The sequence below is a fragment of the Bacillus sp. 3103sda1 genome (assembly GCF_024159135.1).
Lineage (GTDB): Bacteria > Bacillota > Bacilli > Bacillales > Bacillaceae_G > Bacillus_A > Bacillus_A rhizoplanae.
Window position 1 is genome coordinate 1,697,484 of sequence record NZ_JAMYWS010000001.1, and the last position, 24,160, is coordinate 1,721,643.

Annotated in this window: 21 protein-coding genes and 5 pseudogenes; 15 read left to right on the forward strand and 11 right to left on the reverse strand. The window is 34.6% G+C overall.

All coding sequences use genetic code 11. The features are described 5' to 3' along the window. Positions 1-237: 237 nt before the first annotated feature. The 5 genes and pseudogenes from NKR74_RS08545 to NKR74_RS08565 all read right to left on the reverse strand — a co-directional run bounded on the left by NKR74_RS08545 (position 238) and on the right by NKR74_RS08565 (position 4,124). Entirely contained in the window at positions 238-690 is a 453-nt protein-coding gene (locus tag NKR74_RS08545) for an AraC family transcriptional regulator (protein WP_098310553.1), read from the reverse strand. A gap of 217 nt (positions 691-907) precedes the next feature. After that, a complete protein-coding gene (locus NKR74_RS08550; protein WP_253629236.1) occupies positions 908-1,771 on the reverse strand; it encodes a leucine-rich repeat domain-containing protein in 864 nt (287 codons plus the stop codon). Between the two features lie 428 nt (positions 1,772-2,199). Beyond that, positions 2,200-3,186 (reverse strand): annotated as a pseudogene (locus NKR74_RS08555) (LLM class flavin-dependent oxidoreductase). Between the two features lie 92 nt (positions 3,187-3,278). Further along, positions 3,279-3,566: a hypothetical protein gene (locus NKR74_RS08560; protein WP_253629237.1), complete on the reverse strand. Its 288-nt coding sequence runs from the start codon at positions 3,564-3,566 to the stop codon at positions 3,279-3,281. A gap of 84 nt (positions 3,567-3,650) precedes the next feature. Beyond that, positions 3,651-4,124: a hypothetical protein gene (locus NKR74_RS08565; RefSeq protein ID WP_253629238.1), complete on the reverse strand. Its 474-nt coding sequence runs from the start codon at positions 4,122-4,124 to the stop codon at positions 3,651-3,653. 912 nt (positions 4,125-5,036) lie between these two features. Between NKR74_RS08565 and NKR74_RS08570 the strand changes: the two genes are divergently transcribed. From NKR74_RS08570 to NKR74_RS08580, 3 genes are read left to right on the forward strand one after another with little or no spacing between them, the layout of a single operon-like run. Next, positions 5,037-6,065, forward strand: coding sequence for an ABC transporter ATP-binding protein (locus NKR74_RS08570; protein ID WP_253629239.1), 1,029 nt, complete (start codon positions 5,037-5,039; stop codon positions 6,063-6,065). Continuing rightward, the gene (locus NKR74_RS08575) at positions 6,040-6,828 is read left to right on the forward strand and encodes an ABC transporter permease (protein ID WP_253629240.1); all 789 of its coding nucleotides are present in this window, start codon (positions 6,040-6,042) and stop codon (positions 6,826-6,828) included. The genes NKR74_RS08570 and NKR74_RS08575 overlap by 26 nt, the downstream gene beginning before the upstream one ends. 5 nt (positions 6,829-6,833) lie before the next feature. Beyond that, positions 6,834-7,634 carry an ABC transporter permease gene (locus NKR74_RS08580; protein WP_309247629.1) on the forward strand — a complete coding sequence of 267 codons (801 nt, stop codon included), beginning with the start codon at positions 6,834-6,836 and terminating at the stop codon, positions 7,632-7,634. A 509-nt stretch (positions 7,635-8,143) separates the two neighbouring features. Here the strand turns inward: NKR74_RS08580 and NKR74_RS08585 are convergent. Then, positions 8,144-8,617, reverse strand: a complete 474-nt coding sequence (locus tag NKR74_RS08585) for a hypothetical protein (RefSeq protein ID WP_253629242.1) — start codon at positions 8,615-8,617, stop codon at positions 8,144-8,146. Between the two features lie 569 nt (positions 8,618-9,186). Here NKR74_RS08585 and NKR74_RS08590 point away from each other — a divergent pair. Further along, positions 9,187-9,645 (forward strand): hypothetical protein, encoded by a 459-nt coding sequence (locus tag NKR74_RS08590; protein WP_253629243.1) that lies wholly within the window; start codon positions 9,187-9,189, stop codon positions 9,643-9,645. 472 nt (positions 9,646-10,117) lie between these two features. Here the strand turns inward: NKR74_RS08590 and NKR74_RS08595 are convergent. From NKR74_RS08595 to NKR74_RS08605, 3 genes and pseudogenes are all read right to left on the reverse strand, one after another. After that, positions 10,118-10,300 (reverse strand): annotated as a pseudogene (locus tag NKR74_RS08595) (IS6 family transposase); the annotation flags it as partial. A gap of 152 nt (positions 10,301-10,452) precedes the next feature. Then, complete coding sequence (locus tag NKR74_RS08600) at positions 10,453-10,746, reverse strand: stage V sporulation protein S (protein WP_098311296.1); 294 nt, start codon at positions 10,744-10,746, stop codon at positions 10,453-10,455. Positions 10,747-10,913: 167 nt separating this feature from the next. Further along, positions 10,914-11,370 (reverse strand): annotated as a pseudogene (locus NKR74_RS08605) (tyrosine-type recombinase/integrase); the annotation flags it as partial. A gap of 249 nt (positions 11,371-11,619) precedes the next feature. On the opposite strand from NKR74_RS08605, the gene NKR74_RS08610 reads away from it, so the two are divergent. The 4 genes and pseudogenes from NKR74_RS08610 to NKR74_RS08625 all read left to right on the forward strand — a co-directional run bounded on the left by NKR74_RS08610 (position 11,620) and on the right by NKR74_RS08625 (position 14,404). After that, a complete protein-coding gene (locus tag NKR74_RS08610; RefSeq protein WP_253629244.1) occupies positions 11,620-12,252 on the forward strand; it encodes a type 1 glutamine amidotransferase family protein in 633 nt (210 codons plus the stop codon). A 182-nt stretch (positions 12,253-12,434) separates the two neighbouring features. Continuing rightward, positions 12,435-12,770, forward strand: a pseudogene (locus NKR74_RS08615) (MepB family protein); the annotation flags it as partial. Positions 12,771-13,022: 252 nt separating this feature from the next. After that, positions 13,023-13,301 (forward strand): annotated as a pseudogene (locus NKR74_RS08620) (nucleotide excision repair endonuclease); the annotation flags it as partial. Between the two features lie 149 nt (positions 13,302-13,450). Beyond that, positions 13,451-14,404, forward strand: coding sequence for a TRM11 family SAM-dependent methyltransferase (locus tag NKR74_RS08625; RefSeq protein WP_253629245.1), 954 nt, complete (start codon positions 13,451-13,453; stop codon positions 14,402-14,404). A gap of 566 nt (positions 14,405-14,970) precedes the next feature. Here NKR74_RS08625 and NKR74_RS08630 read toward each other — a convergent pair. Continuing rightward, entirely contained in the window at positions 14,971-16,401 is a 1,431-nt protein-coding gene (locus NKR74_RS08630) for an IS4 family transposase (protein ID WP_253629246.1), read from the reverse strand. Between the two features lie 192 nt (positions 16,402-16,593). Here NKR74_RS08630 and NKR74_RS08635 point away from each other — a divergent pair, with 192 nt between their 5' ends. After that, the gene (locus tag NKR74_RS08635; RefSeq protein ID WP_253629247.1) at positions 16,594-16,917 is read left to right on the forward strand and encodes a transposase; all 324 of its coding nucleotides are present in this window, start codon (positions 16,594-16,596) and stop codon (positions 16,915-16,917) included. Continuing rightward, positions 16,914-17,789, forward strand: a complete 876-nt coding sequence (locus tag NKR74_RS08640; RefSeq protein WP_253631111.1) for an IS3 family transposase — start codon at positions 16,914-16,916, stop codon at positions 17,787-17,789. The genes NKR74_RS08635 and NKR74_RS08640 overlap by 4 nt, the downstream gene beginning before the upstream one ends. A gap of 201 nt (positions 17,790-17,990) precedes the next feature. Here the strand turns inward: NKR74_RS08640 and NKR74_RS08645 are convergent, their stop codons facing one another. Beyond that, a complete protein-coding gene (locus NKR74_RS08645) occupies positions 17,991-18,863 on the reverse strand; it encodes a LysR family transcriptional regulator (RefSeq protein WP_253629248.1) in 873 nt (290 codons plus the stop codon). A 184-nt stretch (positions 18,864-19,047) separates the two neighbouring features. Between NKR74_RS08645 and NKR74_RS08650 the strand changes: the two genes are divergently transcribed. From NKR74_RS08650 to NKR74_RS08670, 5 genes are all read left to right on the forward strand, one after another. Continuing rightward, positions 19,048-19,776 carry a (Fe-S)-binding protein gene (locus tag NKR74_RS08650; protein ID WP_253629249.1) on the forward strand — a complete coding sequence of 243 codons (729 nt, stop codon included), beginning with the start codon at positions 19,048-19,050 and terminating at the stop codon, positions 19,774-19,776. Next, the gene (locus tag NKR74_RS08655; RefSeq protein WP_253629250.1) at positions 19,773-21,185 is read left to right on the forward strand and encodes a LutB/LldF family L-lactate oxidation iron-sulfur protein; all 1,413 of its coding nucleotides are present in this window, start codon (positions 19,773-19,775) and stop codon (positions 21,183-21,185) included. Before NKR74_RS08650 ends, NKR74_RS08655 begins: the two co-directional genes overlap by 4 nt. Before the next feature lies 1 nt (position 21,186). Beyond that, positions 21,187-21,879 (forward strand): LutC/YkgG family protein, encoded by a 693-nt coding sequence (locus NKR74_RS08660; protein ID WP_253629251.1) that lies wholly within the window; start codon positions 21,187-21,189, stop codon positions 21,877-21,879. A 40-nt stretch (positions 21,880-21,919) separates the two neighbouring features. Further along, positions 21,920-23,269 (forward strand): MFS transporter, encoded by a 1,350-nt coding sequence (locus NKR74_RS08665; RefSeq protein WP_253629252.1) that lies wholly within the window; start codon positions 21,920-21,922, stop codon positions 23,267-23,269. 379 nt (positions 23,270-23,648) lie between these two features. Continuing rightward, on the forward strand, positions 23,649-24,098 hold the full coding sequence (locus tag NKR74_RS08670) for an Lrp/AsnC family transcriptional regulator (RefSeq protein ID WP_098311363.1): 450 nt from the start codon (positions 23,649-23,651) through the stop codon (positions 24,096-24,098). Positions 24,099-24,160 lie beyond the last annotated feature (62 nt).

The window sequence follows — 24,160 nt, forward strand, 5'->3', positions numbered from 1 at the left end:
ACTCAGCATTTTAAGATAAGTAAAAAGAATCCACTTTGAAAAAAGATTAATCAAAATGGATTCTTTTTCAGTAGTTTTAAGTTTAGATTTTATAAAAAATAAACCTGTATGAATGTATTGGTCAATGGGATAAAACGATACATCTTTTTTGCAAACGGTATAACTTTCTTAAAAAAGGTACGACTTTGTTTCAAAGCTACAATAAAGTCTCAAATAAGTGAAAATGTACTAATCAAACTATAACGATTTTACAGGTACACATATTTCGCAATAATCGTTGTTAATCATATCACTCGTGTATCTTTCTAAAATCGGTTTGTTGTCAATTTGATATCCACTGTTGTGTAAAGCTGGAAAAATTTCAGCCCATGCTTTTTGAATATCTTCCGCTGTATGTTTGACTTTGAAAATAACATACTTTCCACCAGAAAGTTCACTTTCGCAAATTGAATTATCAATTTGATAATCCTTTGAAATCACAATACAAGCATCATATCTACAGTTTTCAGGAAGTGTTGTTTCAGGGTTATCTTGTGGAATTCCAAGTATTATTGCCGATTTAACAAGATTTTTCTCCTCAGCCCATTTCTTTAACTTTTCCATTGCTTGAATGTTAGCAGGACCATATGGACCAACTTGTCGTACATATGCAATGCGATATTTTGGAAGAGTTTCAACTTTAATATTCATAGTATCTGTTTCCTTTCTCCAATAATATTGACTACATTTCGAATACTATTATGATATAAAAATATAATCAATTATTTTTTTAAAATTGATAATTTTCGTACTCAATAAACGAGAGTTTTTCTTAAAAAGGACCTATTAATTACTCAAATCTCTAAGTCCATTAAAATTTAAAAATCCCTACTTTTTCATTAAAAGTAGGGATTTTTCTTGTGTTAATTTATAAAGAGGGAAGATTATTGGCGAATTCTGGATTTAGTTCTTCAAACTTATGACTATAGTGTCTTTTGTCATTGAAACCCACAAAATGAATACCGTTACAAGGTTCTATATTTCCATCTACAATATTTGAGTCAACGAAACTCAAGTGCTTTAATTTTAGAAGTTCTTTAACAAATTGCAAATTTTGTATGTCTCCGCAACTAGCGAAGATAAGAGTTTCTAACTCTTTTAAACAAGAAACATAGCTGTGATTTTTTATCTTGCTGCAATTGCCAAACTCAAGCCACTTCAAGGTTGATGAATTTTTTTCAATTTCATCAATATACTCTATATTCCTTAAATAATTGATTTCTAACTTAGTTAGTTTAGGAAATGCACCGCATCCTTTTAGTGAATCAATATTTCCTTGCGTTATCGTTAATTCTTCAAGGTTCGTTAGTGAGGCCAGCTCTTCAAGATTTTTTTGTTTTGGTTTGTATTTCCAAATTAAAAGCTCTCTTAGATTAGGACAGCATTCGAATCCTGTAATATTTTTGTTCCATTGGATATAGAGGGTTTCTAAATTTGTAAAACTCTCCAGTTCCGCTAAATTAATAGGTACTGCTAGTTCATCTAGTGATAAAGATTTTAAGTTTTTTAATCTGTATAGTCCTGAAAAATCCGTAATATATGAGCTTCCAATGGATAATTTCTCTATTTGAGGACAGTCCTTGAGAAAATTAATGTGTGTCGGTTCATATCTAAGGCTGTTAATATAAACGCTTTTGAAGTTATGTGTATTAATGAAATCAACGTATTCATTGATTCTGTTCCCGTGAATTTGAACAGTACCATCGATCACTAAAAAATTATTTTTCTTCATTTTTAACCAACCTTTGTATGTGATTCATTTAAATACATTTTATCAAAGAAGTTGAATTTCAACAGATTTTCTTTAATACATTCTTAATAAGAAATCTGTAATGTGATGTGTAGTGATTGCAAAGAAAAGGGGATTTAATATAAAAAGAGGGCTAAAACTATTGAAAGGGTACAGTCGACAAAACGCGAATTTTGTACGCTAAGCGATTTTTTATATAGAAAAAGCCAATTTCCTGTACGAAAAGGAAGGATTGGCTTTTTCATTTATTGAACTATTGATTCCCGTTAGTCATTCATGTCACACCTGGAAGCATGGATGACTAACGGGAAATTTTAAGAGTTTATTTTTTGTCCATTCTTAAACTCTTCAGAAAAAATGGTAGTAAATAAAACCATTTCTTTTGAAGTGCGACGTGCTTTATCAAGTTTTCACTTACAAGCAGGAATTACATACTTACCAAATAAGTCTAAGGATGAAAGCACTTTAGGATGTTCTAATCCACCAAAATTCATTACTGCCATAAAGTTTGTAACACCTATTTCATGGTAAGACTGAATTTGTTTAATAACTTCATCAGGACTCCCGATTACTGGATTAAAATTCTCTTTAAGAACCTCATATGAGATATTTTTCCCATGCGGGGTATTCATAAATAATTGATAAGGACCTTTTGCGTTTGATTCAGCTTCTGCAGATGTTTCACCAACATGAACATGGAAGGCAACGGGGATTTCTAATTGATCTGGATTACCATGTCCTGATTTTTGATACACATTTTTGTATGTATCAATAAGCTTTGCTAATTCATCTCGTGATTTGCTAAATCCAAGCCCCATGAAATTGCTTCCCATACTGGCGACATGAGTAGCACCATTTTCACTAGAGGTTGCAATCCAGTGAGGGGGAAACGGAGCCTGAATTGGCTGGACACTAAGCTTGATTTCTTTATATTGAAAAAAGTCCCCTTGATGAGAAAAAGGCTTACCTGATCATGCTTTCTGTAACACTTCTAGAGACTCGTTAAATTGCTGGGCTTTATCCTCTAATGAAATATTATAACCATCAAATTCTTTCTGATTATATCCACTACCTAATCCCAAATCTAATCTTCCGTTTGATAAAAGATCGACAACCGCATAATCTTCAGCAATTCGTAAAGGATTATGTAATGGAAGTACCGAAACACCCACGCCAAGACGGATTCTATTCGTTCTTTGAGATACCGCAGCGAGTATAACTGCTGGAGAGGGGTTGATGCCAAAATCTGAGAAATGATGCTCTGTAAACCATACCCCATCAAAATTCATTTCTTCAGCTCGAACGGCTTGGTCCAATACCTCGTTGTAGAATTGTCTGGGTGTTCGGGATGATTGATTTGGGTAATGGTCAAATATCGTTAATGTACTAAATTTCATTTAATTTCACTCCAGGGAATTTTATTTAACTTCTTTACTTCACGGATAGATTACAAAAACTCAAGATGATACTGTACTTAAAAATAATCATTCTAGTTTTCCGAATCATTCCACTGACGACTCATTTCTAAACCATAATCCAGATCGTAAACTTCTTTTATAGCTTTAACCTTTTTAAGGCTCTCTTGGCTAAAGATAGGTTTGTTTTCAAAAGCATGAAGAACCATTCTTTCAAGAAGAACGCCTAGTGAAATATCGTGATACTCTGCCATTGCTTTTAAAACTTTTACCATTCTTTTTTCCATTCTCATGCCAGTTTGTACACGTTCAACTTTAATTTTTTGATTTTTTCCACTTGCTTGTTCGTTATGCTGTTTCATAATTACACATCCTTTTTGCTCAAAATTATAATTTGTTATTTATATACCGATGTACCATTATAGCAACGTTGTGCATATTGTCATTTATTTTTGATCGAACACAAATATTTCTTTATATTTTCTCGCTTTTATCGTTTCACCATTCGAGGATGTCTTAGGTAGATCCTCTTGCCATGTAATGATAACCGTAATACCCTTTGCCTTTACTGACACAGGAAAGTTAGAAAAATGGCACTCATTATTGGGAACTGTTCTCTCAGTTTCTGGTGCGTCCATGTTTGCCCGCAAAGTCTTGGAATCGTTAAAGTTACTATATATATCTACATCTAAATTATATACATCTTTTCCTAGATTCTTCACATCGAGACTATATGTATTAACTACGCCTAGTTTTGGTTTTGAAAGCCTTGGGTCATCGTCAGCTTTATCAATTTTCAAATACCAGCGTTCAGAGGACTTTGATATAGGAAGATTACTAAACGAGGAAGCTTTCGCTAATATATTGCTACTGAATATAAAACACACCATACAAAAAAGAATAACTGTTATCTTTCGCATACTTCAACCTCCAAAGTACAGAATTTTCTCTCATTTACTATTTCCTGAAATAAAAGGTGATATGTACTAAATGATTGGCGACAAAATATGGGAGAATTGATATCTACTTCCGATAACACTGATTATGTGAAAGGAGAGTAGTCCGTAATGTTTTTTGTATATAGTAGAGATGAGGTGATAAACCATGACTGAGAAAGCCTCTCCATTTAAACTTGGAAATGAAACAAATGGAACACTAAAAATTGAAGAAGTATTCCTACAAACTTTAGAAGTGTATTTTATAAGATTGCAAGACTAATAGCCTCCTGACTAACTTGGAGGGCTTTTTAGGTGTGGATCAAAACTATATGCTACATTATTTCTCTCAAAATCATTGATGATTTCTGGAGTCAGTAGTAATCGTAATTGATCTTTTGTTGACTATTGGTAATCGGTATGTTCCTTTTAGAGAACTATACTTTTCATTTTGTTTCTACATAAGTATGTAAGAATAATTACTTGTCTCGTTGGGCTAGTTTTGCAAATGGTTGCATATAAAATCTTTTCAATTGAAAATTTTAACCCCAAATCCTCTTTAATTTCTCACACAAGTACTGTTTCTAGATCTTCTTCAAATTCTATTTTATCCCTAGCACATTCCCAAGTTGCCCTGCTAACTTCATCATCATTAGCTCGTTGGGTAATGAATGCCTTGCTTAAATTGGTTGATAATATTTAAATGCTCCTGTAAAATTATACTAGTTTATATTTATGCAAACGTTTTCGCGGAAGAGGATGTTAGCTTATAATCTACAATCAATCCTTATTTTATAGGAGGCAGGTGTAATGGGATGAAGAAATTTATCTGATTGCTACAATACTCTAACTGTATATCGGCTAATATTTGTAAAAGGGGAAGTAGGGGAATTGTAAATGATTGAAGTAAAGAGTGTTACCAAGAGTTATAAGATTTTAGAGCGAAAGCCAGGGGTAATGGGTGCAATAAAAGCTTTAATAAAACGTAAATATTATGATAAGCAAGCGGTAAAACCAATTTCTTTTTCTGTTGAAAAAGGGGAAATGGTCGGATATATCGGATTCAATGGTGCTGGAAAGTCAACCACTATTAAGATGTTGTGTGGAATCTTAACTCCAGATACTGGCGAAATTAAGGTGAATGGAATTATTCCATACAAAAACCGACAGGAAAATGCTAAAAATATCGGAGCTGTTTTTGGCCAACGTACACAACTTGCTTGGGATATACCGGTACGGGAATCTTTTGAACTATTAAAACATGTTTATGAGATACCAGAAACAAAATATCAGGAAATGTTGCATTTATTTGAAGATGTACTGGATCTCGGGGCTTTAATGTTATTACCTGTTCGTCAACTATCACTTGGACAAAAAATGCGTTGTGAGTTGGCTGCTGCCTTTCTTCATCAACCTTCTGTTGTGTTCCTAGATGAACCTACAATTGGTTTAGATATTGATGTAAAGGTGAAAATACGTAGTTTTATTAAGGAAATGAATAAGAAACTGGACGCAACAGTTATATTAACTACACATGATATGCAGGATATAGAAGAGCTGTGCCAGCGGATTATTATTATTGATAAAGGGTCTATTATTTATGATGGGGACTTACAGGATCTTAAAAATCGTTTTTCTTATAACCGCATCCTATCTTTAGAATTAGAAGAGCACACAATATTTGAAATTCCTGTATCATTACAAAATGACATTGTGATACATAAGAGTGAAGCAGAAAATTTATCTCACGTAGAGCTAAGTTTTCACACAAAGACTGTTTCATCTGAATTTGTGCTTTCAGAACTCGCAAGGCACAATAAAATATCAGACTTGACTATTTCAAATCCTAAATTAGAGACGATTATTAAAGATCTTTATCAGCATGGAGGTGAGGAATCCTTTGAGGAAATATTGGGAAATGCTTAAAGTGCAGATAAAGCTAGATACTTCTTATGCAGCATGGTATTGGGCAGGTACATTTGCGATTATTGTTAAATTATGTACGTTGTATTATTTTTGGACTGCTGTTTACGAGAATAAGGAGACTGTCGGAGTCCTTTCATTATCTAATATGTTAACTTATATGGTTATTGCTTTATTATTGGAACAATACGTATCAGGAGTAGGAAACAATTTAGCGAGAATGATTAAACAAGGCGATATAGCAATAGAACTTATGAAGCCATACCATGTGTTAGATAAACTTATAGCTATGGACATAGGACAAAAAATTTCTAATTCTTTACGTACAACGTTTCCTATGCTCCTGTTTGCCGTTTGGTTTGTAGGGATTCAACTACCACAATCATTAGATTCCTTTGTATTATTTATGATAAGTGTAGTTTTGGGTATTTTAATTGGAACTCAATTAGATCTTATTATTGGTATATTAGCCTTTTGGACTGTTAATATATGGGGACTTCGACTGCTGCGAGAGTCCGTTATTCAATTTTGTTCTGGTGCGCTTGTCCCATTATCACTTTATCCACAATGGTTTCAAGAAATTAGTATGTTTCTACCCTTTCAGTCTATGGTCTATGTACCTGTTTCTATTTATACGGGTTCTATATCAGGTTCCCAGGCTTATATGGCGATCGCCACACAATTTATATGGTTAATTCTCATTACAATTCTTGTCCGATTCCTATGGACGTTAGCGATTCGAAAAATCACGATATTTGGAGGGTGAGTGAATTGTTGCATACTCTTAAACGATACTCATTCTTATACCTCGTCTACTTTAAGCGGCACTTAAAAGTTATGATGGAGTATAAGGTAGATTTTATAATAGGGATTTCTTCGGTCTTCATTCAACAATTTGCCTCTATCTTTTTTATAAAAGTGGTATTTGATCATATTGAAACTTTGAAGGGATGGAACTTTTATCAAATTCTCTTAATCTACGGTATTGCTTTTGCAGGAAGGGCAATCCATCATATTTTCTTTGATAATTTATGGACAATCGGATGGCAATACATTCGGACAGGAAATTTAGACCGTTTGCTTATCCGTCCTATTAACCCACTGTTTCAAATTGTAGCGGAGCGCGTTCAACAGGATGGGTTTGGGCAACTTATAATAGGGGGAATTGTTCTCTATTATTCCATTAGTAATCTAAATATTGCTATTACATTTGGAAATGTAATGATACTGATCATAATGATTATATCAAGTGGTCTCATCTTTGTTGCATTAAATCTATTTTTTATTACTTTTTCTTTTTGGATGACAGATAGTCTTCCAGTTGTATCAGCCGTATTCAATTTAAGTGATTTTTCGCGTTACCCGATTACTATCTATAATAAAATTATAGCATTTATCCTAACATTTATTATTCCATACAGTTTTACATCATTTTACCCAGCTGCATTTTTCTTTGATAAGGGGTATAAATGGATTTCTTTGTGCACACCATTCGTTGCCATAACACTATGTTTCATTGCTTATCGTTTCTGGAAATATGGATTAAGTGTATTTACTAGTACAGGAAGTTGATTTTAATGAGCTATTGATTCCTGTTAGTCATTCGTGTCGCGCCTCGCAGCATGGATGACTAACAGGAAATTTTGAGTGTTTATTTTTTTGTCCATTCTGAAACTCTTCAAAATCTTAAAACCTCCAAAAAATGAAAGTAAATAAAATCATCTTTTTGAAGTGCGATGTGTTTTATCAAATTTAGAAAATGAAGTAATTTCCTCTGATACTGGCGAAATTATTCAGCGTTACTGGATAGAACTATGATTTAGCAGATTTTCAAAAATCATACTTGAAATTGTATCGAAACTGGATGATAACTAAAAGAAAAATTGGAGTAAGGAATCACTTTGAAAAAGTCTAACTTTTGGAGTTCAGTACAAATTGCACCTCTTTTTGTCATTGGATGGATAAGAAATGATTCGCTTTTTACTTTCAATAACATGCGTTATATCAACTTTGTATATATGATATTCATACCTAAATAGATGATAAAAAGCTCTCTAGTTTTAAGGAGAGCTTTTTATCATTTACTTTTGATTGAACACAAATATTTCTTTATATTTTCTCGCTTTTATCGTTTTACTATCAGAGAATATCTTAGGTAGCTCTTCCTCCCATGTAATGATAACAGTAATACTCTTTGCTTTTACTGACACAGGAAAATTAGAAAAATGGCATTCATTATTTGGAACTGTTCTTTCAGTTTCCGGTGCGTCCATGTTTGCCCGCAAAGTTTTGGAATCGTTAAAGTTACTGTATATATCTACATCTAAATTATAAGCATTTTCCCCCATATTTTTCACATCTAGACTATATGTATTAACTAGGCCCAGTTTTGGTTTTGAAAGCCTGGGCTCATCGTCAGATTTATTAATTTTTAAATACCAACGTTCAGAGGACTTTGATATAGGAAGTTTACTAAACGAAGAAGCTTTCGCTAATATATTGTTATTAAATATAAAACACATCATACAAAAAAGAACAACTGTTATTTTTCGCATACTATAACCTCCAAAGTACAAGATTTCATCGTATTTATCATTTTCTTAAATACAAGGTAATATGTACTGAGGAATTAGTAACAAAATATGTGGGAATTGATAACAGCTTTCGATAACAACGATTATTTGAAAGGTGAGTAATCCGTAATGTTTTCTTTTATTTAGTAGGGAGGAGCTGAATTATTTAATAACAAGAAGGCTTGTCCGTAATCATATTAGCAATGTAATGTGTAGTGATTACAAAGAAAAGAAGTGCGTTTCGCGCTTCTTTTTGAGGTCTCGCCAACAAAACGTGGATTTTATACGCTAAGGATATGCAGGATTTCATGCAGGCTACGAGAACGGTTTGAACTGCCAAATGCTATTGTGACAGGGATGTATGAAATCTTGCATACAGCGGAGGGAATGGAAGGCTGGCAAACTCTTGGTTTGAATGGCTTTCTGGGATTTAGTTACTGCTGATAATGATGCGTTATGTTAACCTTAAATGAATATGATATTCACCACTTTTAGATAGGGTCTTATAAAAGCTACGATGAAATAAGATGATATGAGAGGAGGAGAATATTTTGTTTAAATGGTTTTGGAAGAAAAAAAGAAATGGTGAGACTGCAAACGAGTTTAATCAATACATAGAAATACCAAAGAGTGAAATAAACGAAGACCTAAAACAAAGGATTATGGAATTGGAAAGGATTAGTGAAGAGTTTTGTAATAAATATCAAGAAATGTACAAAGAAGCCTTTAAAAAAAACGGAAAAGAAAACTTAAGGTTGTGGATTACAAGAGATATAGATGGTGATTGCTTAGAATCCATTACTTCTAATGAATGTTTAGATTATGAATATAGATCAGAAATTGGATTTGATTATGATGGACCAAAAACATGGGAGGTCTGTACTATCCATCTTTGGTACTATTGTCAAGGATATTTCAAAAATAGTGGTGTAGGAACATTTTATAACGGAACTATTGAACAATTAGAAAAAGAAATTATAGAAACACTGGAACGTTTACTCAATGAGTAAGAACTTCCGCTTTCGAATTTTACGTCAACTAGCTCCTCTTGCGGGGGCTAGTTGTTTTTTACAGTAACAAAGATGAGATTTCACTTTTAGAAACTGTCTTAGCGTATTAAAATTTACGTTTTGCCGTCAGTACCCCATGCCCATCAAGCTAAAATTTTATAGTACCCCCAGAACGGAATTTTGTACTAACTTGTAGCAAAAAAGCTCATTTTTTCGTTTTGGGGTATTTGCTTTTCTTAGCTTGATGGGAATGCGTCAGTACCCCATAAAGAAATTGGAGGGAATGAAAATGAATAGTGTTCGCTCCTTTTTTTGCTATTTCAAATAAATTATTAAAATTTCACATACTGTACTTTTTTAATAAAAATATATGAAAAAAAAGAAACAACATTAGCATCTGGGCAAATATAAAACGTAACAAAACGAACATTTAAATCTGAAAAAATTGACTTTCAAAGAAAATGAGCTCTCAGATTTGATAAATCAAATTGCCATATTCATGGACCCAACGCATGATTGTTGTAGGGTGAACCGAAATTCCACGTTCTTTCATTATTTCAGATACATCACGATAACTTAAAGAAAAACGACAGTAATAGCCAACGGCTATCAAAATAATCTCTTGTTTGAATTGTTTTCCTTTAAAATGTCCCATGCTGTATTCTCCTCATTACTTTTTTCTAAAGTTTAACGACGTTTGAAAATCTTTGCAACAGAACCGTTTTTTGAGTTACACAACACAATAAAAATGGTTAACTATAAGTAAAAAAGAAAAAGACCGGCTTCTATCGGTCTTTTCAAATATTCTTATATTGTTGGTCTCTTCTTAGACCTAGATTTTCTAGGACCTACAATTAATTTGATTGCTGTTCTTTCTTGATTATTGATTGAAATCTCTTGAAACGCTGGAATAAGAACCAAGTCAATACCACTAGGAGCTACGAATCCTCTTGCAATAGCAATGGCTTTAATTGCTTGATTTATAGCGCCAGCTCCAATCACTTGAATTTCTGCATTACCGCTTTCTCTTAATACGCCTGCAATTGCGCCTGCAACTGAATTGGGATTTGATTTTGATGATACTTTTAATATATTTTCCATGTAAGTTGCTCCCTCTGTTATTTAATCGCCTTTTTGGTTACTGACTGGAATATAATTAACGTACCTTTAACTAATATTCATATCCAAAGCAAACAATACTATTGAATGTATTTATTCGATACTTTTTATGTTGTACCTGCCCATCTACATAAATAAAAAGCGAATTACTAAATCTTAAACTTAGTCATCGCTCTATCCATTGCATCTTGGTTTACCCCTATATATCTAAGTATTACTCTTTCTGATGAATGATTAAATATCTCCATAAGCAACGCTCTGTTCTTTGTCTGCATGTACATGTGATATCCAAACGTCTTACGTAATGTATGTGTTCCTATCTCATCTAAACCAAACTCTGCTGCTGTACTTCTAAGTATTTTGTATGCCATACTACGACCAATCGGTTTGTTACTACCTTGTCTGCTTTTAATTAAGTACTCATGATCTTCTCTCTCTTCAATGAACCACTTCAACTCTTGCAGTAATTTGAATACGTTTCTGCTTACCTGTTTTCATTTCATGCATTAAGATGTGACTACCTTTCAAGTCACCAACTTTCAGTTTCAAGATATCACTAATACGTAACCCTGTGTTAATTCCTATTACAAACAGGATATAATTACGTTCACGTCCTAATGGACGGTTTTGTTAAGTGATAATAAAGTTATTTAATTTATAATAAAGCCCTTTAATAAATAATAAAGTTGTTTAATACTTATTGGACTAACAGACAGATAGCTCAATAAGAAATAGACTATTGGTTAATTGTGGTATATAATTTCATTTACAGGAACGTATGTTCTTTGTTTTAATGTAGTAGCTTTTGATGCGAAAAAGAATAAACTATGAAAATTGTGATTGGAGTGTTAGTGGATGAAAATAAAAAGAGTTTATCTTTATGTATTTAATACAATGTCAGACTGGGAATATGGATATTTAATTGCTGAACTAAACTCAGGAAGATATTTCAAAAAGGATTTAGCACCTTTAAAAGTGATTACAGTAGGAGCGAATAAAGAAATTATCACTACGATGGGTGGACTGAGTATAAAACCAGATATTTCTCTTGATGAATGTACCTTTGAGGGTAAAGATCTTGTAGTGTTACCTGGAGGGAATACTTGGGGAGAAGATATTCATCAACCTATCTTAAAAAAAATTGATGAAGCTTTAAAGCTTGGTACTATAGTTGCTGCAATTTGTGGTGCAACCGTCGGGCTAGCGAATAATGGATACTTAGATTCTAGAAAGCATACAAGCAATAACTTAGAGTATATTAAAATGGTCTGCCCTAATTATAAAGGAGAAAAATTTTATGAGATGGGACCTGTGGTAGCTAGTAAGAATTTGGTTACTGCATCAGGAGTAGCTCCTCTAGAATTTGCGATGGAAGTATTGAAAAAAATAGATGTATTTTTACCAGATACATTACATTCGTGGTATAACCTAAATAAGACTAACAAACCTGAATACTTCTTCCAGTTAATGAATTCAATAAATAAATGAGCTAGAAAAACAACTTTGCAGTTAGTTTAACAAGAATTAAACAATTTTATTATTAAGTTTTGAGTGCAAACATATTTAAATGGATAAAAATTAAACAACTTTAAAGAGCATTACTACAATAAAATGTAGCAAGGCTCTTATATTTTTATAAGAAAATTAAATAACTTTATTATCACTTAACAATAGGACAGTTTGTTGCTTTTTGGGAAAAAGATGGGGATAATAAAAACCAAGCCTTTTCATATGAAAAAGCTACTGATTTATTGGTTATCAATACTTTTACTAGAAATAATAATTTTGGATAATTCGTTTTTCCAAAAGAAGTACTTGTAAAACAAAATATCCTTAAAACAGCCACTACAAAAGGAAAAATGGCAATTAGAGTTTACCCTAGTTGGGAAAATCCCACTAGCAAACAAGCTATCGAAACACAGAAGTGGCAATTAGAATATTTTGTTGGGATGAACAATACAAATAGTTTACCAATACAAGAACTATTAAAGCTATACTCTAACTAAAATTGGATAGCCCTAAATGTGGTTTTAAAATAAAGTTCGATAATTTAAAACAAAATATTCCATTTCCGTAAACAGGTGCGTTAGTGGAATAAGGAGTATTAAAATAATCAAACTTTTTTATAAAAATTTCATACTTAGTTAAAAAGAGAAACTCCATTTTGATCAATCTTTTTTCAAAATGAAGTTTTTATATTTGCTTTTAAATAAGGATTAAAACACATTTTTTAATCAAACTTTATTGCAAAGCTACAGTTTACTGATTTTCACCTAATTCCTAGAGATAAAGGTGGAATCTTTATGTTTTATAACAACAAGAATGAACTAATGTTTGTTGGTAAGGCAAGAAAGTTAAGACCAAGAATAAAAAAACATTTTGAAGATACTGTATCAGTAATCAAAGACCATAGAGATGAAGTAATCAAAATTGATGTTTGTCTTGTAGAAAACGCGATGGAAAGAGAAATTTATGAAACATATATCGCTAATAAACAAAAGTCAAAATATAATGTAGACAAAGTGTTCTTTAAATAAGTAAAAGCTCATAAAAAGGACTAATAAAATGAGACAACTTTGCCTCGGCTTATTAGTCCTTTTTTACCGCTTGCAACGTTACGTTGCACAATGATACGGATATCACTTGAGAGAAAGAACAATTTGATACGATAAAGGATGGGAATAGATTGGATAATCATAGCCAAACACCGGCGTATATATATACGTATGCATTTCGCGAAGAGGAACGTTCTTTATGTTATATGGAGATGCGCTCACTTTTTGGAACGGAATCGCACTCTAATATATTGAAAAGCACAATCAAAATTGATCCGAGCCGAAGCCCGTTTATTAAAGAACGGATTGACGTAATGTATGAAGGAGATGAACTGCCAGATATTTTGAAGCAGGTCGAACAGATTGATTTGTCTGGATCCACGTTCAAAGTCATCTTCGTTAAAATTAATGATCTTGATAAATCGAAAAAAATAGAATACGGAGAACGCCGCCTTATTGAGCGAGATATCGGCATGCATATTGAAGGTGAAGCCGATGTGCATCATCCAGAGCGTGTATTTGGCATTGTAATCATTGGCGGACGTTGGTACTTCGGAACATATATGGAAAGCGAGGCTGTTTGGTTCCATCACGTGAAAAAACCACGCAGCTATTCTACGTCACTAAGCACACGTGTAGCGAGAGCTGTTGCGAATATCGCTGTGCCAAATCCTGATGGAGTCAAAGCGATCGATCCATGCTGTGGTATTGGAACGGTAGTGGTAGAAGCACTCTCTATGGGCATTAACATCGTTGGCCGTGATATTAACCCGCTTGTCGTAATCGGATCAAGAGAAAACATCGCGCATTTTGGTTTTGAAGGAGACGTAACGGTAGGACCTATCGAAGACATTCAGACAAACTACGATGTAGCAATTATCGATATGCCGTACAATCTATTTACGTGCGCAACACCAGAAGATCAATTCTCGATTTTAAAACATGCGCGCCGTATTGCAAAAAAAGTAGTAGTTGTAACAAGCGAAACAATGGATCACATGATCGAAGAAATTGGATTTGAAATTACAGACCGCTGCGTAACAAGAAAAGGAAACTTTTCTCGGCAAATTCTTGTTTGTGAATAGGGAAGTAAGGGAAGACCAATGGGTGCATTGGTCTTTTTTTGTTTACTTTTCATTTTTAATGGTACAATTTCACTTTGAGGGTAAGGTAGGGATACAGCCGAGATACGTGTAAAATTAGGTCATAGTAATACATTTTTTACCAAACGTTGTTTTTCGGTGATATTTGTAACATAAACGTTCATTTTTGTTACGTTGTATATTTGAAAATTAGAAACGCCCTCACCGTTGAATTAGGCCTAGTTCCAGCGTTTCTGTAACCAGGGGCAAAGTATCTATTGAGAACACAGTGTTTTAGTGGTTAGCCCGACTTAATTCTTAGGAAAAAACAATGATTTTACAGTAACAAAAACGATCAGTTTAGATACAGTGTCAATTTGTACAGAATTATCGTTTTGGGGTAGTCCTAAATCCTTAGCTTGATGGGCATGTGGTGCTACCCCACATCCATCAACTTAAGGTATATTTTTATACAAAATGCGGTCTTTCCATATAGTTTTTTATTATCTTTTATAGATTTTATAAAAGTGGGCATATCAAATAAACCCTGACGGGTTTCAATTTTTTTACTATGCTACCTGATGAGTAGAAGTGGTATACTCATAAACAACACCCAAAATATCAAAGACTGTCTTTTTCTCATATCGATGAGATTTTCGTCCGTTGTGCTGTAGGAGGTTAAACAGACGAAGGAGAACCTTTGATAATTCTTGGGTGTTTTTGTGTAATGCTTGGTAAAAAAGTAAAAAATAATCCTTAATTATGTACATCGCTTTATATTCACTTAGCTCTTTCTGTTTCTTACGTAACAGGAGTTCTCGCACTTTAAACATAGTAGAAGAACATAATAGAATACTAATGAGTTGCCCATAAAGGTGACATTCTAATCGTTCTTGTTTAATAGATTTACAACGATGAATTTGAAACCAAGATTTCCATATTTTAAATAACAGCTCAATTTGCCAACGTAGTGAATATAAATCATAAATTTTCTCTTTTGGTACCCATTCCGTAGGAATGTTTGTCATATATACCGTAATACCTTGTAAAAGTTTCGTACGCTCTGTATATGTAATTCCTTTTTTCTTTTCGCGAATAGCTCGATCACGTAGGCGTTTCTTTTTTTGCTCCTCGGTACATCTATAAACTACAATACGAGTAGGCAGTTTGTCTTTACTCCCTACATATACATCATGTAATTCATACACTTGGCCAGGCTGCAATTGTTTCATGATGTCTTCCAAATGAATTTGTGTATATACCGGTTTCAATTGAGCAGGTTTTGTTTTAAATACCACTGTTTCAAATTCTTTTCTATATATTTTAGTTGGTAACTTAAGACGTGATAAATAATATCCCTGCTTATCTTGAATAGACTTAAAGTCTTGTAGACGAAAATATCCTAAGTCACGAATATATAATTCATTCTTTTGTGCCATGCCTGTTCGAGTCGTACTATATGCCTGATCACTTCGTTTTCCTGGTTCAATTTCCACATCAGAAAATTTTCCACTCAACAAGTCATACTCTAGTTGAATTTTCACACCAGCTGTATGACTACATCCTCCGGCACCAGGATAAGTAGTTGCGAATCGATCTGGAACTTGGAAGGTTGTAGAATCAAGGACGAGAATCCGCTCAAAATAAGAAGAAAGAGAATGAGAAATCTTAGATACTCCTCCAATTTTAGCTTGTAGAAGTGTAGTAAATACAGTTCGAAAAAAGGCTACAGAAGCCGAGTTAAATCGTCGATTAAGTCCCTCCGGACTTAATAAGATTCCTGTTGAAGTTTCTAATTGACTACAAAGTTGAGTAAGAGAGGTAGTAGCGATTTGTTGATTTAACCATACACACAAAGATAAGAAATGGTGCCCGTGGCACTTACGTTTTCGTTTCATTCCGCCTGCTTCTATAGCTAATTGATTAAGTGTAGCGGGAGACATATATCGATATAACTCTTCGGCAAATAAAGATAACTCTTGTTTTTGGTGCATATTCATAAAAAGCACGTCACCCTTTCTCATTAACATAAGAGAATAGTAACGTGCTTTTAGCTTCAAAAATAGTCTAAATCCTTAAGTTGATGGATGTGTGGTGCTACCCCATATTGATATTATCCCCTTAAGGTAGACAGTGTAAAAAGACCATGAATACACATGGATATTACACTTTTACTTGGAGGGGATTTTATTATGGTTAAAAAAGGGGATAAATTTCAAACTTATTCAGATGAATTAAAGATACAAGTTGTAAAAAGTTATTTAAATGGTGAAGGTAGCCAATCAGCTATAGCGAAGAAATATAAGCTTAGAAGTAGAACACAGTTAATGAATTGGGTCCGGAAATATCAAGAAACAGGCGATATTTCAGACTTGCGGGGGAAAAATGGTGGTCATAACGGCTTAAAAAACCTCTTGAAAGGTCGTTCTCGTACGAAGTTCGATAGTATAGAAGAAGAATTGGAATACTACAAGGCACAAGTGGCTTACTTAAAAAAGCAGTATCCAAATCTATAGGAGGTGTTCTTGCTCAAACGGCTAAGTACGAGATTATTGAAGAACTACGTTCTCGGTACAAAGTAACCTGGCTTGTCGTCATTGCGCAGTTAAATCGCTCTAGCTACTATAAGTGGCATTCAACATGTAATCAAAGGCAATTATGCCTTTCAAAGGATAATACATTGCGTGAACAGATTCAAGCAATTCACATAAAACACAAGGAATACGGTTATCCTCGCATGACAATCGCCTTACGAGAGGCCGGATTTTTCGTGAACCACAAAAAAGTATATAGACTTATGCGAGAGCTTCACATTCAATCGATCATCCGTAAAAAGCGACGCTTTTTCAAAGGGAAATCCTCAAAGATTTTCCCCAATGTAGTAGAACGGCAATTCCAAAACCGCAAACAAAATGAGGTACTTGTCACAGATATCACTTATTTGCCATTCAAAGATAAATTTCTCTATTTATCGGTCGTTCAAGAACTTTACAATAATGAAATCGTTGCTTGGAAACTCTCACATCACAATGATTTACAACTTGTTCTAAAAACATTAGATTTAGCAACACAAAAAAGAGATGTGTATGGAACCATCATCCACTCAGATCAAGGATTCCAATATACATCTCCTGCTTATTATCGTATGCTTCAACAGCTAGGCGCCATCGGCAGCCATTCTCGCAAAGGAAACTGCTATGACAATGCTTGCATTGAATCATTCTTCTCTCATTTTAAATCTGAAATGTTTTATCTTAATGACTATCAAACAAAGGGAGAACTAATTCAAGCAATTGAAACATACATCTATCATTATAACTACAAACGATTCCAAAAACGACTCAATCATCGAGCTCCGATCGAATATCGAATTTCGATGGCTGCATAGTCTTTTTTACAGTTGTCTACTTGACGGGGATAAGTCCAATCGGTCTGTCCAAAATCAAAAAGAGTTCATTCACCAAGTGTTTGGACTTATAGCATAAAATACGATTCCGTTAGGAATCTACTATTATTCGTGTCCTTCTTCAAATATTTGCACCAGAACCGAGAAGCGAAGAGGGCCATGATTACACCTCCGAAATCATTCTTATGTGCATTCTATAAATCGTCTAGCACTGTTAGAGAGTTTCCGATCTTTCAACCATATTATCGATGATTCAGATTGGAATGGAAAATCTATTAAATCTACTATTCTGATAAATTCTTGCGGGATATAAGATACAGCACTTTTAGGTAGAATAGATGCTCCGATCCCAGCCATGATGAGCATAAGTACAAATGCAGAGTCAGGGCATTCACATGCTATATTTAATTTTATACCATGGCGATTGCATTCATCAATGACGAGCTGATGGTAACTGTCTTCTTTATCTTTATGTAAAAGTAAGAGGGGGATATGATCTAGTTCAGTTATGGAGATTGGAAGATTTGAATGATGAAGCTCCCATTTTGCAGGCATGACTAATACGAATGGCTCCTTTGATAAACAAATACTAGAAAAAGCATTCTTATTAAAAGGGGTACGTAAGACAGTGAGTTCGATATTCCGATTTTCTAATTGCTCTATTAAGTATAAAGGACCACCTTCCCATATTTTTAAGTTTACATTTGGATAGTTCTCTTGAAAATAGCGGATTTTTTCAGATAGAAAAGGAATGCACGAATGAAATGCGCCAATAGATAGATTTCCTCGTAATCCTTCACCGGTATCTTTAATCTCTATAATTGTTTCCTCTAATTGTTGGATAATACTTTTTGCTTTCCTATATAATATTTTACCTTCTTCAGTTAAATGCATATTTCGACCGTTTCTTTCAAAGAGGCTTACTGATAATTCTTGTTCTAGTAACGATAGTTGTCTACTTAGAGGTGGCTGTGCCATATGAAGTCGATGAGCAGCACGGGTAAGCTGTCTTTCTTCGGCGATTACAATAAAGTAACGAAGTTGTCTTATATCCATTTCCAATCCTCTTTCTATACCTTTTTTATATACAAAAACAACCTTATAAATAGTTTTTATATAATACGTCACATGATATCATAAATAAAACAATTTAAATATAGAAAATTCTAAAAATTAAAAATGTTTTTAGGTAGATTAATAACCTGAAAGTAGATTGTATCGTCCTAAGGAGGAAATGTTTATGAAAGTTTCGTTATTCATTACGTGTTTATCCGATGTGTTTTTTCCTCAAGTAGGTAAGAGTGTTGTGGAAATTATGGAGCAATGTGGAGTAGAAGTGGATTTTCCTGAAGGACAAACTTGCTGCGGGCAACCTGCCTACAATAGTGGATATCAAAAAGAAGCTAAAGCGGCAGCGAAACAAATGATAAAAGCATTTGAGCATAGTGAATATATTGTGACCCCTTCAGGATCTTGTGCTAGCATGATTCATCATTATTATAAAGAAATGTTTAGAGATGATTGTGAATGGTATGAAAAAGCAGTTCGTTTAGCGGATAGGACGTATGAGCTGACGGATTTTTTAATGAATGTACTCGGAATAAGTAATTTAAAATCTAAGCTAGCTGAGACAGCCGTTTTTCATCAATCGTGTCATATGAGTCGCGGACTGGGGATAAAAGATGAACCACTTAAGTTATTATTACAAGTAGAAGGCCTAGACGTAAAAGAATTACCATATTGCCAAGATTGCTGCGGGTTTGGTGGTACTTTTGCAGTGAAAATGAGTTCGATTTCTGAAACGATGGTTAATGAGAAAGTAAAACATATTGAGGCGGTAGAAGCCAATCTCTTAATTGGAGCGGATATGGGATGTCTTATGAATATTGGAGGGCGGCTACGCAGAAAAAATAAAGACATTCAAGTGTTACATATAGCAGAAGTATTGGCGAAGGAGTTGAACAAATGAGTGTAGTGGGAGAACGCGAATTTTTGGAAAGGGTAGATCAAGCGTTGCACGATTCGCAGATGAGAAGTGCCATTCCATTTACACAAGATAGGCTGCGGATAGGACGAGAGCAAGCTACATCTGAATTAGGAAATATTGAGGAATGGCGTGAGGCGGCATCTGAAATTCGGGTGCATACAATTGAAAATTTAGATAGTTATTTAGACCAGTTAGCGACAAATGTTCGGAAAAATGGGGGACATGTTCATTTTGCTTTCAAGGCAGAAGATGCCGTATCGTATGTTTCTGAAATTGCAAGAAAAAGAGGGGCAAAATCGGTTATTAAATCGAAATCTATGGTTTCGGAAGAAATACATCTCAATAAAAATTTAGAAGCGATGGGATTAAAAGTGGTAGAGTCCGACCTTGGAGAATATATCATTCAATTGGCTGGAGAAGCTCCATCACATTTAATTGCTCCAGCCATTCATAAGACGAAAGAACAAGTAGCGGATCTTTTTTCTAAGGAAGCTGGTAGAAAGATACCAGTTGATACAGAACAACTACTACAATTCGCTAGGAAGCAATTGCGTAAAGAATTTTTAGAAGCTGATATTGGTATTTCCGGTTGTAACTTTGCTGTTGCAGAATCTGGATCTGTCGTTCTCGTAAGTAATGAAGGAAATGCTCGTCTTACGACTACATTGCCAAAAGTTCATATCGCTATTATGGGGATGGAACGTCTTGTCCCAACATGGGAAGACCTTGATATAGTCGTTTCCATGTTAACAAGAAGTGCTACGGGTCAAAAAATTACATCCTATGTAACTGGAATTAATGGGCCTCGCTTACCTGAAGATGTGGATGGACCCGAAGAATTCCATTTAATTATTTTAGATAATGGTCGTTCTGATATTTTAGGAACCGCTTACCAAGAAGTACTGAAGTGTATAAGGTGCGGGGCGTGTGTGAATGTTTGTCCTGTATATCGTAATATTGGTGGACATGCTTATGGAAGTGTTTATAGCGGACCAATTGGGGCAGTACTAGCTCCTTTATTAGAAGGGTATGAGGAATTAAAAGAATTGCCTTTTGCATCAAGTTTGTGCGGCGCATGTACAGATGTTTGCCCGGTGAAAATTCCATTACATGATCTTCTCATTGAGCATCGTAAAGATGAGGTGGAACAAGGATTTATAACAAAATCTGAGCAACTGGCTTTTAAAGGTTTCGCGTTTATGGCGAGTCATCCTTTTGTTTACGAGAAAGCCGTTAAAATGGCTCGCACCGGTTTATCGATATTTGCAAAAGATGGTTATATTTCGAACGGTCCTGGTCCATTAAAAGGGTGGACAGAAAATAGAGATTTTCCAAAACCTACGAAACAATCATTCCGGGAGTGGTGGAAAAAAGAAAAGAGGGATTCATAACATGAATACGGATATACAAGAATCTTTTTTAAACAATATCGCATGTAAACTAGGGCGATACCGTCGCTCCGGGGTAACCCCTCCCAAGTGGAATAAAGATCCATTAAGACACATTCCTAAAGAGATGGATCGCGAATATTTAGTGGAGCAATTTATTACAAACTTGAATGCACTACATACAGAAGTAAGTCATATATATCGCTCAGAAATAGAGAATGCACTTCAGTACGTTGTGCAAAAATTTAATGTTCAATCGGCGGTGTATTGGGACGATGACAGATTACAACAGCTTGAAATAGAAAAGCATTTAACAAGAAATTTCGTTTCTCATCGAATGTGGCAGAGTAAAGAAGAGGAAAGAAAACTACGAGATTATGTGGCTCAAGTGGATATGGGAATTACATATGCCGAAATGGGGCTGGCTGAGACTGGAACAATTGTTTTATGGAATGGTGGTGGACGTGGGCGTTTAGTTAGTGTTTTGCCGCCAGTTTATGTAGCGATTCTCTCTGAACATACAATTTATAGACGTTTAACAGAAGGGGTAACGAGAGTCCATGAACATGTTCCTAATGGGTTACCTGCTTGTATTAATTTTATTACTGGCCCAAGCCGAACAGGTGATATTGAAATGGAATTAGCTTTTGGAGTTCATGGCCCTGGCAAGGTTCATGTCATTCTATTAAAGGATTAGAGAGAAAAACAAAAGTATATGAGGGGGAATGGGAATTTTGATGAGGAATAAATTTCGCTATTATATTTTTGCGATGCTCACGTTGATTACGATGGTGAATTATATTGATCGCGGAGCCATCGCCTATGCACAGTCTTTCATTATTAAAGAATATGGATTTGACCCGAAAGAATGGGGAGCTATATTAGGTTATTTTGGTTACGGTTACATGATTGGTTCTTTATTAGGAGGCATTTTTTCAGATAAAAAAGGGCCAAAATTTGTATGGATCGTAGCAGCAACTACCTGGTCTATTTTTGAAATTGCGACTGCTTTTGCGGGGGAAATTGGAATGGCTGTTTTTGGTGGCTCTGCTTTAGCGGGATTTGCTCTGTTTCGAGTTTTGTTTGGGTTAACAGAGGGGCCATCTTTCGCCGTTTCGAATAAGACGGCAGCGAACTGGGCTGCACCAAAAGAAAGGGCTTTTCTAACATCCCTTGGTTTTGTAGGTGTTCCGTTAGGTGCGGTATTAACTGCACCTGTAGCGGTTATGCTACTATCCTTTACAAGCTGGAAAATGATGTTTTTTATCCTTGGTGCAATTGGTATTATATGGGGGATTATTTGGTATTTTACTTTTACGAGTATGCCTGAAGATCATCCGCGAGTAACGAAAGAAGAATTAGTTGAAATACGAAGTAATGAAGGTGTACTTCAATCGTTAAAAGTAGAGAAAGGAATCAAAAAAGAGCCGTGGTATTCATTTTTTAAAGTTCCAACATTCGTTATGGTTACACTGGCGTATTTTTGCTTTCAATATATCAATTTCTTAATATTAACTTGGACACCAAAGTATCTGCAAGATGTATTCCATTTTCAATTATCTTCTCTTTGGTATCTTGGTATGATTCCTTGGCTTGGAGCTTGTATTACATTACCGTTAGGGGCGAAGTTATCTGATCGTATTTTACGTAAAACAGGAAACCTTCGTTTAGCTCGAACAGGATTGCCGATTATTGCTTTATTCCTTACAGCGGTTTGCTTTAGTTTCATTCCAGCGGTGGATAATTATGTAGCTGTATTAGCACTCATGTCACTTGGAAATGCATTTGCTTTCTTACCAAGTTCATTATTTTGGGCAATTATTGTAGATACGGTGCCTGCTCAATCAGGGACCTATAGTGGAATTATGCATTTCATCGCTAATATTGCGACAATCTTAGCCCCGACCTTAACTGGATACTTAGTTGTAAGCTATGGGTACCCTTCTATGTTTATCGTAGCTGCCGTATTGGCTGCTATTGCAATGGGAGCGATGGTTTTTGTGAAACCAGGGCAGCAAACTAGGGCTGAAAGTTTGTTTAATTGGAAGAGTAAGGAGAGATTGGAGGAGTCTCGTGCTAACATTTAAATAATTAGAATAAGTGTTGCGAAAAACGAGTTGTATGCGAACTCGTTTTTTATTTACTTAAACCGGATGTTTTCTATAAGTAAAAAAACGGAGCGATTCAAATCACTCTTAGGGATAGTCAGACTTTTAAATTTGTTTTCAAGAAAGAACGGGTAGCTGACATTTTGTCTGAACTTCAGAAATAAGCTATATTTTGAGGAAATAAAGTTTTTTCAATCCGCTTACCTGTTAGAGTGATGGCAATGGATTCCTATGCATATTAAACTTTTCAGCATCGGATAGAAGGTTTATTATTAAGATAACACCTAGTAAAAGCTTAACTCTTACAGTTATAGTTTTTCTCATAGGAATCCTGATCATAAGGCAAGGTGTGAAACAGATGAAAATTAACGATACAGACAAAAAAATATTAGAGATATTAATGCAAAATGGTCGAACTTCGTATGCAGATATAGGAAAAGAACTAAACCTATCACGTAATGTGGTACGTGATCGTGTGCAGCAGCTCATGGAAAAAGGTGTGATTGAAAAGTTCAGCGTTGTAATCAACTCTGAAGCTGTAGGCAAAAACGTCTCAGCCTTTTTTGAAGTGGATTGTGAACCTGCATACTTAGTGAAAGTAGCAGAAAAATTAGCTAATAATCCAAGCGTTGCCAGTTGTTATCAAATGACAGGGCCTAGTACATTGCATATGCACGTGCTAGTTGAGGACTTTGCATCCTTGGAATCGTTCATCAATAATGAATTATACGGGATAGAAGGTATTTCGCGAGTGGAAAGCCATATTTTACTACGCCGTTTCAAAAGCAGATCAGGACTAAAGTTATAATAAACTCCTTTTAACTAGGGAGTTTATTTTTTTTGGTTATATTTTTTGAAAATTTTTAATTT

Bases quoted from the DNA above. Each gene is read 5' to 3' on its own strand.
- NKR74_RS08545 (WP_098310553.1), bottom strand. From the start codon at position 690: ATGAATATTAAAGTTGAAACTCTTCCAAAATATCGCATTGCATATGTA.
- NKR74_RS08550 (WP_253629236.1), bottom strand. From the start codon at position 1,771: ATGAAGAAAAATAATTTTTTAGTGATCGATGGTACTGTTCAAATTCAC.
- NKR74_RS08560 (WP_253629237.1), bottom strand. From the start codon at position 3,566: ATGAAACAGCATAACGAACAAGCAAGTGGAAAAAATCAAAAAATTAAA.
- NKR74_RS08565 (WP_253629238.1), bottom strand. From the start codon at position 4,124: ATGCGAAAGATAACAGTTATTCTTTTTTGTATGGTGTGTTTTATATTC.
- NKR74_RS08570 (WP_253629239.1), top strand. From the start codon at position 5,037: ATGATTGAAGTAAAGAGTGTTACCAAGAGTTATAAGATTTTAGAGCGA.
- NKR74_RS08585 (WP_253629242.1), bottom strand. From the start codon at position 8,617: ATGCGAAAAATAACAGTTGTTCTTTTTTGTATGATGTGTTTTATATTT.
- NKR74_RS08600 (WP_098311296.1), bottom strand. From the start codon at position 10,746: ATGGAAAATATATTAAAAGTATCATCAAAATCAAATCCCAATTCAGTT.
- NKR74_RS08610 (WP_253629244.1), top strand. From the start codon at position 11,620: ATGAAAATAAAAAGAGTTTATCTTTATGTATTTAATACAATGTCAGAC.
- NKR74_RS08630 (WP_253629246.1), bottom strand. From the start codon at position 16,401: ATGAATATGCACCAAAAACAAGAGTTATCTTTATTTGCCGAAGAGTTA.
- NKR74_RS08635 (WP_253629247.1), top strand. From the start codon at position 16,594: ATGGTTAAAAAAGGGGATAAATTTCAAACTTATTCAGATGAATTAAAG.
- NKR74_RS08645 (WP_253629248.1), bottom strand. From the start codon at position 18,863: ATGGATATAAGACAACTTCGTTACTTTATTGTAATCGCCGAAGAAAGA.
- NKR74_RS08650 (WP_253629249.1), top strand. From the start codon at position 19,048: ATGAAAGTTTCGTTATTCATTACGTGTTTATCCGATGTGTTTTTTCCT.
- NKR74_RS08655 (WP_253629250.1), top strand. From the start codon at position 19,773: ATGAGTGTAGTGGGAGAACGCGAATTTTTGGAAAGGGTAGATCAAGCG.
- NKR74_RS08660 (WP_253629251.1), top strand. From the start codon at position 21,187: ATGAATACGGATATACAAGAATCTTTTTTAAACAATATCGCATGTAAA.
- NKR74_RS08665 (WP_253629252.1), top strand. From the start codon at position 21,920: ATGAGGAATAAATTTCGCTATTATATTTTTGCGATGCTCACGTTGATT.
- NKR74_RS08670 (WP_098311363.1), top strand. From the start codon at position 23,649: ATGAAAATTAACGATACAGACAAAAAAATATTAGAGATATTAATGCAA.